The 13,836-nt window shown below is 36.5% G+C and carries 14 protein-coding genes; 8 read left to right on the forward strand and 6 right to left on the reverse strand.

From position 1 onward, the window contains the following. Position 1 precedes the first annotated feature (1 nt). The gene (locus QW284_08630; protein ID MEM0339730.1) at positions 2-394 is read left to right on the forward strand and encodes a hypothetical protein; all 393 of its coding nucleotides are present in this window, start codon (positions 2-4) and stop codon (positions 392-394) included. Here the strand turns inward: QW284_08630 and QW284_08635 are convergent. Genes QW284_08635 through QW284_08655 form a run of 5 tightly spaced genes read right to left on the reverse strand, consistent with a single transcriptional unit; the run spans position 378 to position 4,209 of the window. Further along, complete coding sequence (locus QW284_08635) at positions 378-1,073, reverse strand: metallophosphoesterase (protein ID MEM0339731.1); 696 nt, start codon at positions 1,071-1,073, stop codon at positions 378-380. The two genes, QW284_08630 and QW284_08635, sit on opposite strands and share 17 nt — an antisense overlap. Beyond that, entirely contained in the window at positions 1,066-1,992 is a 927-nt protein-coding gene (locus QW284_08640) for a hypothetical protein (protein MEM0339732.1), read from the reverse strand. Before QW284_08640 ends, QW284_08635 begins: the two co-directional genes overlap by 8 nt. A 2-nt stretch (positions 1,993-1,994) precedes the next feature. After that, positions 1,995-2,408 (reverse strand): hotdog fold domain-containing protein, encoded by a 414-nt coding sequence (locus tag QW284_08645; protein MEM0339733.1) that lies wholly within the window; start codon positions 2,406-2,408, stop codon positions 1,995-1,997. Between the two features lie 14 nt (positions 2,409-2,422). Next, entirely contained in the window at positions 2,423-3,202 is a 780-nt protein-coding gene (gene nucS / locus QW284_08650) for an endonuclease NucS (GenBank protein MEM0339734.1), read from the reverse strand. Then, positions 3,199-4,209 carry a DHH family phosphoesterase gene (locus QW284_08655; protein ID MEM0339735.1) on the reverse strand — a complete coding sequence of 337 codons (1,011 nt, stop codon included), beginning with the start codon at positions 4,207-4,209 and terminating at the stop codon, positions 3,199-3,201. The genes nucS and QW284_08655 overlap by 4 nt, the downstream gene beginning before the upstream one ends. A 168-nt stretch (positions 4,210-4,377) precedes the next feature. Here QW284_08655 and twy1 point away from each other — a divergent pair, with 168 nt between their 5' ends. The 4 genes from twy1 (at position 4,378) to alaS (ending at position 9,746) form a co-directional block, all read left to right on the forward strand. Further along, positions 4,378-5,439, forward strand: a complete 1,062-nt coding sequence (twy1, locus tag QW284_08660) for a 4-demethylwyosine synthase TYW1 (protein MEM0339736.1) — start codon at positions 4,378-4,380, stop codon at positions 5,437-5,439. 51 nt (positions 5,440-5,490) lie between these two features. Then, positions 5,491-6,495, forward strand: a complete 1,005-nt coding sequence (locus tag QW284_08665) for an MBL fold metallo-hydrolase (GenBank protein ID MEM0339737.1) — start codon at positions 5,491-5,493, stop codon at positions 6,493-6,495. 83 nt (positions 6,496-6,578) lie between these two features. Continuing rightward, complete coding sequence (gene rpl12p, locus QW284_08670; GenBank protein MEM0339738.1) at positions 6,579-6,914, forward strand: 50S ribosomal protein P1; 336 nt, start codon at positions 6,579-6,581, stop codon at positions 6,912-6,914. Positions 6,915-7,004: 90 nt separating this feature from the next. Continuing rightward, complete coding sequence (gene alaS, locus QW284_08675; GenBank protein ID MEM0339739.1) at positions 7,005-9,746, forward strand: alanine--tRNA ligase; 2,742 nt, start codon at positions 7,005-7,007, stop codon at positions 9,744-9,746. 44 nt (positions 9,747-9,790) lie between these two features. On the opposite strand, the gene QW284_08680 is transcribed toward alaS, so the two are convergent. Then, a complete protein-coding gene (locus QW284_08680) occupies positions 9,791-10,156 on the reverse strand; it encodes a hypothetical protein (protein ID MEM0339740.1) in 366 nt (121 codons plus the stop codon). 603 nt (positions 10,157-10,759) lie between these two features. On the opposite strand from QW284_08680, the gene QW284_08685 reads away from it, so the two are divergent. The 3 genes from QW284_08685 to QW284_08695 are packed head-to-tail and all read left to right on the forward strand — an operon-like array spanning position 10,760 to position 13,803. Then, a complete protein-coding gene (locus QW284_08685) occupies positions 10,760-11,260 on the forward strand; it encodes a hypothetical protein (GenBank protein MEM0339741.1) in 501 nt (166 codons plus the stop codon). Next, complete coding sequence (locus tag QW284_08690) at positions 11,257-11,535, forward strand: hypothetical protein (protein MEM0339742.1); 279 nt, start codon at positions 11,257-11,259, stop codon at positions 11,533-11,535. The genes QW284_08685 and QW284_08690 overlap by 4 nt, the downstream gene beginning before the upstream one ends. A gap of 51 nt (positions 11,536-11,586) precedes the next feature. Then, positions 11,587-13,803, forward strand: coding sequence for a glycoside hydrolase family 31 protein (locus QW284_08695; GenBank protein MEM0339743.1), 2,217 nt, complete (start codon positions 11,587-11,589; stop codon positions 13,801-13,803). The last annotated feature ends 33 nt before the right edge of the window (positions 13,804-13,836 follow it).

Consider the following 13,836-nt stretch of genomic DNA (forward strand, 5'->3'; position numbering starts at 1 on the left):
GTTGAGGCCAAAATGGAGCGATATTGTAAAAGACGCATTTAGAAAAGGCCAAGATGTCTACATGCAGTGCCCTACATGTTCAAGTCTGAGTTACTGTACAGATGGTCTAGAACCCGAGAAGCCTATAGACATAATCACATTAAATAGTTGTTGTGCTTGCATTCTACAAATCCTATTAGATGCCACACCAAATGTGATAGCATTGCATATGCAAAGCTTTGATGATGCTGTAGAATCAGTATATATTTTGGATGATGTTTTGCTAGATGTGACAGAGGATAGTGTGGTTGTAGTTCCATTAGACAAGTTAGAGGAATATATCGAAAGCATAGAGGAGTTAGATCTTGAAAAAGCAAGTACCATTAAAAGTGTTGTTGCTAATAAACTTGACTGAGATTAGCTTCAATTATATCTCCTAGTTTAACCATAGCATAGTATCCCTTTGACATCGGGCCAGGATTAATAATTGTGGTATTGCCTATTTTATCTATACATCTTGATTCGTGTACATGACCAGAGAGTACAAGAATGGGTTTAAACCTCTCAATAATATTTCTGATAGCTGTGGATCCAATGTGCTGTCCACTGTATGCTACATCGCATTTAGAGTTGTATGGTGGGGCATGAGTTGTTAAGATAATCTTGTTTCTATTGTTAATATTCTCTAGGAGAGCAGCGAGCTTCTTTTCTATAGTATCTTCAGTATTTTCAAAGAAAGTATTGAAAGGTGTTATGTTTGATCCTCCAAAACCTACAAAGACATATTCTTTGTACATGTAGAAATTCTCATGAAGATTCATAAAAATGTCGTTGTTGATGCTGGCCTCAAAATAATGCTTTGGGTTATCAACATTGCCAGGTACTGCAAGAATTTTGGAAATGTTAAACTTTTCAGCATAATTTATAAGCTTGGTTATGTATTTAATTGTGTCAAAATGTTGGCGATATGGGGCAATATCCCCACAATATATAATTAGATCGACTTTGTTAGAAACATTATTTAATATTTTTTCAATTGAATCGAGTTTTCCATGTGCATCACTAAGAACAATAATGTTGATGGAGCTACTCATCTAAGTTATCACCATATTTCATTGTCTCTTTTAATATATCTAGACCACTTTCATTGCTTACTGTATATAAACCTTTTCTGAAGGCTTCAAGTGGTTGTGGCTCAAAACCCATTAATTCTGCTGCTGTCTTTATTTCGACGTGGGCACTATACTTTCTTAAATTTTGAACAACTGATACGTAATTGACATCTCGAAATATGTGGTGGTCAAGAACAATTTGTCTCAATGTATCAAGGTTCTTGCTAATGAAAGTTTTGAGAAAGTTTAAAGAATTATTCAACTCTTCTTCTGAAAATGAATATCCCATTAAATAGGTTGGTGGCCCATCTACGATGGCTATATATGGTCTGCAAAAGTTGTATAGAAAGGAATGCTCTCGGCTAGAACCACCTTCTATATCTGATGTGAATAGTATTTCATACTCATCTTTAATACATACAGAAATAACGAATCCTAATTTAGTATTTGATCCATGGGGTAAGGGTTTGCTGAAACTGATTTTATTTGAGTCAATTTCAACTGTTTTATTATCGCATACTTTAATATTGTTTGCAAAATCTTTAATCAATTTTATGAACTTATGGGCCCTAATTCTTTGCGAAAAGTTGATATTTCTCTCAAAATCTTTTACTAGGATGGTTTTCCCTCTGAATAACGTTGGATCAATGAATCTGCCAGGGTCATGATGATCATAATGATAATGAGTTATAATAATATAGTCAGAGTCTCTGAGATAATACTGTATCTTATCAAAAGTCTCCAACAGCTTTTTAGCCTCTAATCGATGTGGTGGTAAGCCATAGCGTCTTGGAGCAAGAGCTGCTGATGGATCTATAAAGATATTAGCATCTTTTATCTGAATAAATGTTGCTTGGGATCTCACACCAAGGCTTTCAAACCCAATTAAAACAAGCTCCATTGCTATACACTTTCCTCTACAACAAATACCGTTAGTGCGTTTGCAAGCTCTTTGTCATTGCATGTTATAGTAGTTTGTACATGTATAATCTTACCCCCTTTCCCAATTACACATGATCTTACTTCCAAGTCTGCTAAGGCTTCTGGTTGCGAAACAAAGTTTATAGTATGGGAAATTGCTACGAGATATTCATCTCCAAAAATCTGTGTCTTGGCAACATTCTCGGCTGCCAAAATAGATAATAATGCAAGTGCTGATCCATGTACATTATTATATTGATCAAGAAAATCAGGTGTTAACTCCTGTAGAAACTCAATGCATTTATTTGTTTTATCTTCTCTAAACTCTTTTATCTTGACGCTGTCTTTAAATGCCAATGGAACCCCTTCTAAGTTCAGATGTTCATCGACCGCCATAATTTTCAACCTATCTACTTATAATGTTCTCGCTCACTTTTAATATACTTATCCAGTTTTTCTATGGATCCAACATTGAATTCTTGTAGTAGTTTTCTCAAATCTATAAATTGCATGCCCTCCTTATGAAGAAGAGTAAATGCGTCAGTGGTTATCGAAGGAGCTACTAGAACTCCCTCCACCTTTAATCCTTTATCCTTGTAAAAATCGACATATCTCTTTAATTGAAGCACTGCAGATACCCCTGCCTTTTCGTTCTTTACCTCAACAACTATCAGCGTCCCATCCTCTTTCTTAAGCAAAACATCTATCTTACCATATGTTGTTGCAACATCTGTGCCCAGGATCCTAGCATTTGAATTAATAATACTAATATTTGACAGTATCATTCTAACAATGTCGCTTTCCTTTCCTATTATCACAGGCTTTGCTGATGTCAGTTGACATGTTGTTATTAGATAAGCTCTATTAATTTCTATAAGTACTTCTTCTTGGGGATTTTTTCTAGAAGACTTAACAAATATTCTATTGTCTCTGCATTCATACTGTATATAGGACTTTGGTGGTTGCCAATTAAGTGGCTCAACTTTTGTCGCATCATGTACTAATAGACTGCCGTCTGGTTTTGTAATTAGTAACCGAGAACCCATTTGAGCATACGATGTTGCTCTGCCAATATATTCTATAATCATTTCGCCAACAATAATTATTACATATTTGTTTTTCAGTTCGTTCAGTTTTGCGATTATATTTGGACAAGGGGTTTCAAGATCTATGCTTATGCACATGGTCATATCTGCTTACAACAACAATACTTCTCTTTAATAAAATTTTTAACAATCGCTATAACCTCAACAAGAGATTTATCTGTTTTTATGGTCATGGAGGCAGCCTCTCTATGACCACCATAAATGATGCTCATATTGTTTCCATGTGTCAATGCAAAGCTTTTGCAAAATTCTAATGCTTGTTCATTTAATGAGCGTACCGTTATCACAATCTTTTCCTCCTCCTCTCTTACTATTACAATAGGTTGCTTAGTTTTTTTAATGTATTCAGATGATGCCACTCCAAATAGCCCTGCATATATAATGGATTCTGCAGCTCTAAATGTAGCAATGTTCCAATCACATACATGTTCAATCTTTTCCTCTATTCTCTTTAAAAGGGTTTGTAAAAGCCATTTAGCTTTAGAATATTTTTCATTGAATTCTTTAGAATTCCAGAATTCAACCCCCTTTATAATAGCCTCAACAGCACCTTTAATCAGATGTTCATTAGTTGGCTCAACAGCTAAAACAAGTTTTATTTTATCAGCAATTTCGCGGATATAAGGCTCGTTTGCAGAGCCACCTTCGCAAACGTTTGCCACCTTAACAAGAACTTCCTCGAATCCATTCAAATCTCTTATTATGGTATGCGCTAAGACCTCTGGTGTTGATTGAGCTTTACTCCAAAGCACCTTTACTCTAGGCTCTAGTTCTTGAAGCTCCTTCAATGCTATCATAGACGATGAATGATGATCTATTATGACTATGTTAATATGTTCGTTTTTACCAACAATCTCTTTGATTTTGTTGGCAATATTTGTTCCTATTGCGAGATCGAGTAATACGAGAGTATCTGCGTTTCTCAAATTCTTTAAACATCTATTTAAATCTTCTTGTAAACGCCATGGCTGTGAATATTTTAACATAATATTGTTGGGAACATAATCAAGTAAGAAATGTCTAATGTACAATCCTGCTGAGATAACACCATCACAATCGCCATGATATATTACAAATGCTTTTATGACCATTATAGCACCTGTAGACGTTACAGCATGCCTAAAATATTATCTAATCACGAAACCTTATAAATAGTTATTATATAGAGCTCATTAACCAATATTGATAGTATAAATTAATTAAAAATATAAATTAATTAAGCGAAATCATTATTGATGCTTGTTCTGTGTGATGTAAAAATGGAGGCTATTTCATCCAGTATACTGAGTCCTTTTATGAAAGCATTTGAAGTTCTGAAAAAACAGAAATATCATATAATAGGATCGCATAGCGCTGTAAAAAAATGTTATTGGGTTCATAAAGCCCTTACAGAGAGAATGTTTTGCTATAAGGCTAAATTCTATGGTATAGAATCACATAGATGTATACAGTTCTCGCCATCTGTTCTATGGTGCTGGAATTATTGTCTTCATTGTTGGCGTTATAGATCTAGGGATCAGTGGGATGAGATATGGTTTAATTTTCCTGATCAGATAGACGATCCCAGATTTCTGGTTGAAATGGCTATAAAGGAACACAGAAGAACTGTAAGTGGGTATAGAAAGTATCCTAATGTCGATAAGAAAATGTTTGAAGAGGCGCTTAATCCAAAGCATGTAGCCATAAGCTTAACGGGTGAACCAACTCTATATCCTCGATTAGGGGAATTGATAAGGGAGTTCCATAAGAAAGGCTTGACAACATTTCTTGTAACAAGAGGTGTTAGGCCAGATGTGCTAGCAAATTTGGATGAAGAACCAACTCAGCTCTATATATCTCTAGAGGCTTATGACTATGATAGTTATAATTATTTTAATACCCCAATATCTAAAGCCCTTTGGAGAAAAACTCTGGAGACTTTGGAGCTCTTACCAAGTTTCACATCCCCTACAGTTATTAGGATAACAGTTGTTAGGAGCTTTAATATGAATGAAAAGGCTATAGATGCATGGGCCAGACTTTTGGCCATCGCACAACCAACATTTGTGGAGGTCAAAGCTTATATGCATATAGGCGCGTCCATAACCAGACTTTCTCGTAGTGATATGCCTACGCATAGTGAGGTTAAAAAAGTTGCTTCAATGCTTGCAAATAGAATGGGATACAATGTCGTTTCTGAAAGCATTCCCAGTAGGGTTGTACTACTTTCAAGATTAGATAAACCTGTTATTAGGTATGGCAATCCTCCTGTATCATGGAACGACATTGACATAGGTGATGAAAACTCTGGCGAATACGGAGAAGCAGATAAGGTTTTATAGGCTTCTCAAATCCACATTTTTGCTAGGAGTACTTGGCAGGTTTTTCTAACAATGCAGGAAAGTGTTAATATTGATGTCAGTGGTGCTATCACCTTTTTTAGCAGAATATGTGTTGATGGCCACTCAAACGGTTGTATAATAAGGGCTGTAACGCATATTCATAGTGATCATACAATAGATTTAAATAAGAGCTTGTTGCTATGCAAATACATTATTGGGACTCCAATAACTATTGAACTCCTAGATATCTTAGGATATTCCATACCCAAATTAAAGAAAAAGGCCCTAGAATACAATCAAACTCTAGCCTTTAATGATACAAAAATTTGGCTTCTCTATGCAGATCACATACCAGGTTCAGCTCAAGTTGTTGCTGAAAAAGATGGTGCTATACTTGCTTATACAGGTGATTTCAAGAACCCTGGAACAAGGACGGTTATTGTTAAAGAGCCCGACATTTTAGTTATTGATGCAACATATGGAGATCCAGCATATGTTAGAGAAGGGGAGGAAGTTATATGGCAAAAGTTTATAGAGCTTATAAGAAAACTATTGAGTCAGGGATCGGTAGCTCTATATGCATATTACGGCAAAGCTCAAGAAGTTATGACAAGACTTAGAGAATATGGAATCGATGCTCCATTTCTTTTATCACATTCTCATTGGAAGGTTCACAAAGTTTTGGAGAGGTATGGATATAGAATTCAGGATGTTTTTCCATCGGGGTCGAGAGAAGCTGACGAAATTAAGAAGATGGGATGGTTCATAGAAGTGAACCACATTTCATCTTCAAAAAACTATAGAAATAGTGTAAATTCTCACATAATTCTAACAGGAAGATTTGTGAAAACAATCTATAAGTTGAACTCGGGTAATATATGGATTGTTGGAATAAGTGGTCATGGAGACTTCAATGACATTCTCTACTATGTTGATGAATCAAGACCAGAACTACTAATAGTAGATGGCTCAAGAAGCATTTATGCTGAGAAATTCGCATCAATAGTCAGAACACAGTTGGGTATCGAGGCTGAGGTGATGCCAAAACAATTTTGAGGCATTTATTTAGTCTAAAGATTATTTAAATTTATAAGAGTGGCTCTCTGTATAAGTCAAAGCGTAGCTATGGGGTGCATAAAATGGAGTATATATATGCTGTACTCCTACTCCATGCAGCAAAAAAAGACATTTCGGAGGACAATATAAAAAGAGTCCTAGAAGCGGCAGGAATAGCAATAGACGATGTAAGGGTAAAAGCTCTTGTAGCAGCTGTAAAGGAGATAAACATAGATGACGTTCTAAAATCCTCCTTTGCCATGCCTATAGCACCTACAGCAATGCCTGCTGGAGCTGTAACTGGCCAGCAGACAGTGGCTCAGCAGGCTCCTAAGGCTGAGGAGAAGAAAGAGGAGGAGAAGAAGGAGGGTGTTTCAGAAGAGCAGCTGGCAGAAGGCTTATCAGCACTCTTTGGCTGATCCACTGCAGTATAGTGTAGCAATAGACCTAACTGAAAATATAGCATTTTATTGATGTTAACATTATGCAATTAATTGATGGAGCTGCTTATGCAGAGAGCAATAGATCCAAGTTTTTATGTAACTCAAATGTTTAAAAATAAAGGATACAAAAGAGCTCAATGCCGTTACTGTAAGGCATATTTTTGGAGTATAATGGATAGGGATAACTGTGGAGATGCACCATGCACTGATTACACATTTTTTGACATAACAACAAAAAGGTCTTTGGGGTATAGAGAAGCCAGAAACGCATTTCTAGAATTTTTCAAGAGGAGAGGACACGAAATCATAGAACCGAGACCTGTTGTTGCAAGATGGAGAGAGGATCTCTACCTAACTATTGCGAGTATTGTTGTATTTCAACCCCATGTTACGTCAGGTTTAGTTCCGCCACCAGCTAACCCGCTTGTAATTGCACAGCCTTGTATAAGGCTAGAGGATATAGATTCTGTTGGATATACCCTAGGGAGACATCTAACGAACTTTACGATGGGAGGCCATCACGCATTTAACTATCCAGATAAAACTGTGTACTGGGTGGACGAAACAGTTGAATTAGCCAAAGAGTTCTTTGTAGAAGAGCTTGGAGTGCCGGAAGAGGAGATAACGTTTAAAGAGTCATGGTGGGAGGGAGGAGGAAACGCTGGACCAAGCTTCGAAGTTGCTGCCGGTGGTTTGGAGCTTGCCACACTAGTCTTTATGATGTATAAAGTTGATGGCGATAACTATATAGAGTTGCCACTAAAGATAGTGGATACGGGATACGGCATAGAAAGGATAGCTTGGTTTTCTCAAAAAACACCTACAGCTTTTCATGCAATATATGGAGATCTTGTTAGAGAGTTTCACAAGGCACTAAATGTTTTAGAACCGGATAAAGAGATTCTGTATTCTCTAGCTAGAAAAACTGGACGTTTCGACCTAACAAAAACAGAGGAGCTAGCTAATTTAGTGAGAATAATCTCAAGAGATTTAGGCATAGGCGAAAAGGAGATACAAGATCAGCTAAGAAACGTGTTTGACGTCTATGCTGTTTTAGACCATACAAAGACTATAGCATTGATGTTAGCAGATGGTATTGTACCTTCCAATAGTGGCGAGGGCTATCTTGCTAGACTAGTCATTAGAAGAACTCTGAGAAGACTAAGTAAACTAGGGTCAGAAACACCTCTTGCCGAGCTTGTTGCAAAACAACTCAACTTCTGGGGCGATATATACCCGCAAATGATAAAGTACAAAGATAGAATCCTTGAAATCATTCTTATAGAGGAAGAAAAGTTCAAAGAAATAATATCAAAAGCTTCTACAGTAATAGAAAAATATCTAAGGAAACATCTTTCAGCAGAAGATCTTATAGAGCTTTATGATTCTCATGGGATTCCTCCAGATATTGTATCACAAGAAATAGAGAAAAAACGTGGTTTAAAAATCGAGATTCCAACCAATTTCTATTCCCTTGTGGCATCACGACACAGCAGACCAAAAGCTGTTCGAGAACTAGAGGAGGTAAAACTTCCAAAGGATGTTATAGAATGGGCTAAGAAATTACCGCCAACTAAAAAGATTTTCCATGAAGAACCATACAAGAGGGCGTTTAAGGCCAGAGTCATAGATGTATATAAAAATTATGTGGTATTAGATGCTACAGCATTCTATCCTGAGGGTGGTGGCCAGCTAGGGGATTCAGGATACATAAAAACATCTGAAAATGTTTACAGAGTTATCGACACTAAGAAGGTTGGAGATGTTGTTGTGCACGTTCTTGAAAGTGTCAAAGGCTTGGAAAAGGATATGGAGGTTAGGGGAGAAATTGATTGGGGGATAAGATATAGGAGAATGAGACACCATACAGCAACTCACATAATCCTTGGGGCCTTGAGAAAGGTTCTAGGGGATCACGTATGGCAAGCAGGTGCTGAGAAGACAGAGCATAAAGCTAGACTTGATGTAACACACTACAAAATACCTTCAAAGGAAGAGATAGAAAAAATAGAAAATCTTGCTAACAGTCTTGTTGATAGTGGATTGGATGTTAACATAAGATACATGGATAGAAATGAAGCTGAGAAGACCTATGGTTTTGTTCTATATCAAGGAGGCGTCCCAATGACTCCAATAATCAGGATTGTTGAGATACCTGACTGGGATGCTGAAGCGTGTTTTGGTACACATGTTAAGAACACTAAAGAGGTAGGGGTAATAAAGATAATAAATGTTGAGAAAATAGCAGATGGAATAATAAGATTTGAATTCGTGGCAGGAACAGCATTATCGGATTATGTTAAGCAAATTGAAGGCAAACTTGAAAAAATTGGTGCCTTATTAGGTTCAAGCATTGAGGATCTTGACAAAAGAGCTGAAGGCATAGTTAAATACGTTAGAGCCTTGGAAAGCACGCTCAAATCATATAGAACAATGTATGAGAACATGCTAGTTGAGCAAATTATTAGAGGTGGCGAGTTTGTAGGAAATCTTAAACTGTATATACTAAAGCCCGAGATTCAAGATGAAGAACTTGTAAAGGGTGTTATTATTAGAGCTATAGAGAAAGAACCAAGGTTACTGCTCATAGTTTTGCAGCCAAGAAATGAAAAGATATTTGTTGAAATATCGATAGGCAAAGAATCGAGCAGATACATCGATGCCAGGGAAATTGCCAAGGCACTATCTAGAAAAATTCCATTTAGAGCAGGTGGGAAAGGTGACCATGTTACAGGCATGGCAGAAGCATCAGTAAGCGACATTGAAATTGCTGTGAAAAACATAGTAAAAGATTTAATAAAATCATAGCATGCTTTGGGCGCATTTCAGCTAAAACCTTTAAATGGTATATCCTATATTTCCATAAAGCTATACCTTATTCTTATATATTCAGAAAGCTTTTTGTCATTAGTCAAGGCATTAATTATTTTTGGATCATCGATCATCGTTATAAGATAATCTTCAATTCCATGTGCATGCTGCAAAGAACCTCTAATCCCTCTCTCTACTTGCACATATCCCAAGTTACTCAACTCTTTAACAGCCTTACTTACATCATCATAGCTAGGCACCTCCTCTTTTAGTGTTGAATTCATGCCCTCTATCTCCATATGGATCTCAGTTAACCATAGCCTTCTGTATAGCCTCAGAACCCTCAGCACATCTCCCATAATTTTTTCAATACCTTCTCTTGCGTTCAAAATAGCATTTATATCCAACTAAACCCCACCTCAAATTGTACTAGATTTAACTGGTTATTATTTTCATTGTGAAAATCAGATAAAGGTTTTGCTGCAATGTTTAAGACATCATCATTTTCCTGTACTACTGCATGGTATTCACGTCAAAAAGTTAAGGGATGATGCTAAGAAATATATTCTTAAACTTTGTTAAACCTTGAATTACTTTGAGGCATTAATCCTTAATCATCTTAAAGTTTTTGATGTATTTTGTTGATATATTTAAATAAAATGCATTAAATGGAATAATTGCTAATACCAAGTTAGGAGCTCAATGATTGCTGCTACATGTAGCTGGTAACAAAATAAGTGTCATCATATTTAAGAGGGCTTGAGAGAGACCAACTATGATATAGTTGTAGATGGAATGTATAGTTACATTAGGCAGTAACTGAGAAGATTTTGAAAGAATTTCCATACGAATTAGCTTGGCATTGTTTATGATAAGATTTGTTCAGAATATAAATAAAATTTATTAACCAAATTAAGCATTTTTATGCAAAGATTTGCATAAAATAGGTGGTTTATATATCACAAGCTCAAATAGAATCGACTAAACAGCTAGTTGGAGATGAAGGTGAAGTGAGGAGGTCAGCAGTTTGGGAGGAGGCTTTAATACAAGAGTTTATTTACGCTATTGGTCACCTTAATCACGTTGAGCAACATCTACTAGAATCAGATTCTTATGTTGGAGCACCAATTTTTGCTGACCTTGTTGATTCTTTCAGGGAGCAGAGAAAGGTTGTCGGCCAAGTGCTATTCCTGATAGAGAAGCTTGAGAGTATAAAAGGTGGTAGCACAGAGATTAGATCATCATGGGAAAGCATTTGGTGTGCATTAAAGCACTCTACTACAGCACTCATCCATATAGACGAATGTATAGAGAAGTTATTGAAGAAGATGAAAGATAATGGAAATCCTGATCTAGTCGAATGTGTAAAGTCATTGTTGATGGTTCGAGAAAATGTGCTTAAGGGAATAATTAAAATGATTGAGAGAAGCAAATCAGCAGCCGATGTTCTAACTAAGGCTAGTGCGCGGTGTAGGGATGATCTATGTTTAGAAGAGGTTGAAAAGCATTGAAGTTATCCGGATATGTATTGCTAAAAATATCTCAGGATGCACCAAGAAATGTCAGGATAAGAATTTATAAAGTGATGAATGGAACTGTAGTCACTATAAAAGGGAAGAGGTATAAGTCCAAGGGATTGGTAGAACTAATGGATGGAATAAAGATAAATGGTTCTCTATATGTATTTCCATTGGAGAACATAACCAAGTTATTAAGAGAGCTATCTGGAAAGGGGTTAGACACTTTTGTAGAAATAATTAATATGTGTACATGTAAATGCGATTAACTCATAAAATTAAAATTAGACAGGAACCATTGAATCTATGGTAGCAAATCCATGGATGAATCACACGGTATTGAAATACCTTTTGGTGTTGGCAAAGTCATAATAGAATTCTTTGACAGCAACATTGTGCATGTTGTGCATGTTCCACCAACGTCTCAATATAAAGACAATAGCATAGTTGTTATTGCAAAGCCTAAACATGTTGACATCAATGTATATAGATCTGGCGATATAGTTGCTATTTCATCAAGTGAGATTAGCGTCTACGTTGATATAAGTAAAAACAAAATAGATTTCAGATTCAAGGATCTCTCAATTGAGGAAATCAACAGGAAAGCTATTAAGCAAAGACTTTATGGCGAGGATTTTCATACTTTTGAGCAGGTATTTAAAATAGAGCCAGACTCACTGCTTCTAGGTCTTGGCCAGCATGCTGGTTATTCTGCTCATAATGCATTTGATTATAGGAATAGAACTGTTTACCTAGTACAGAGAAATACTGATATTGCTGTTCCGTTTATGGTTTCTAGCTCGGGCTATGGCATTCTATGGGACGCATACTCAATGGCTGTTGTAGAGTCTAGAGGGGATATTCTTAAGGTCTGGTTTGAGGCTAGTGACTATCTTAGCTACTATGTTATCTATGGACCTGAGCTTGATAGAGTTATAGCGGGGTATAGGTGGTTAACTGGAAAGGCTGTAATGCTGCCAAGATATGCTTTTGGTTATTGGCAATCTAAAGAGAGATACGCTTCACAAGAAGAGATTGTTTCTGTTGCAAAAATGTTTAGAGAGAGAAGAATACCTATTGACATAATTGTTCAGGATTGGAGATACTGGGGGGATTATGGTTGGAATGCATTCAAATTTGATGAAAAGTACTATCCAGATCCAAAGAAAATGGTTGAAGATATACATAAGCTTGGTATTAGATTAGCTATATCGATTTGGCCTATATTTGAAAAGAAAACACATATCTATAGAGAGGCTGAGAAAATTGAATGTATAGTTGGAGGTGGCCACGAGGGCTTTGGTCTTCTAAATGTATTTAAGGAAGAGTGCAGAGAATGGTTCTGGAGGAAGATAAATGAAGCTTTCTATAACATAGGCGTAGATGGTTGGTGGTTAGACGCCTCAGAGCCAGAGGTAGGGGCTGGTTTGGTATATTCTACTTGGCAGAAAACCCTTGATATAGGTAATGGCAAAAAGATGATAAAATTATTGAATGTTTACCCATTGTTTGAATCAGAAGCTGTTTATAAAGGACAGAGATCAATTTCAAATAAAAGGGTTCTTATATTAACAAGATCAGGTTTTGCAGGTATTCAGAGATATGGCGTTGTTAATTGGAGTGGTGATATAACGGGTGATTGGACAACTTTTAGGGCACAAATATGGGCAGGTCTAAACTATAGCTTATCTGGGCTACCATACTGGACAACAGATATTGGAGGGTTTTTCAGCGGAAACCCGGAAACTGATGGATATAGAGAATTGTTTATCAGGTGGTTCCAATGGGGTGTTTTCTGCCCTATATTCAGGGTTCATGGAACGTATTATCCAAAGGAGCCTTGGAGATTTGGGAAAGAAGCTGAGGAAATATTGGTCAAGTTCATTAGGCTTAGGTATAGGCTTTTACCGTACATATACACATTGGCTTGGATGGTATACGAAAATGATTATACTATTATGAGACCTCTTGTCATGGACTTTAGAACTGATAAAACAGCAGCCATAATCGATGACCAATATATGTTTGGGCCATTTATAATGGTATCGCCTATCACATTACCTTCAACATTTGAGAGAGATGTTTATTTACCACATGGCATATGGTATGACTTTTGGACTGGCGATAGGATATTGGGAGGTAGATGGATAAGAGTTGAATCACCTCTAGATAGAATACCATTACATGTTAGAGGTGGTGCCATACTACCCCTAGCACCTATAACTATTGAAAAAGCAGATAACTATGGAAGTGAAATAGAGTTGAGAATATATAGAGGTGAAAATAGCGAATTTATGATCTATATAGACGATGGCGAAACATATGACTATGAAAAAGGATTCTATGCAATCATACCTATCAAATGGATTGAGAAAGAGAATAAGATAATTATAGACGAGAAGAAGGGAGCAATGAGCATAGGATCTATGAAGCTTAAAATCGTGTTGGTAGATAAAGGTAGGGGAATTGGTATTGAGGAATCAAAACCTGACATAGAAGTGGAGTATACTGGTAAAAGGATAGAGCTAAAGACCTAGTCTTTCATTATACAACAGCTTTTATTTCTAAAT

Source organism: Ignisphaera sp. (genome assembly GCA_038735125.1).
Lineage (GTDB): Archaea > Thermoproteota > Thermoprotei_A > Sulfolobales > Ignisphaeraceae > Ignisphaera.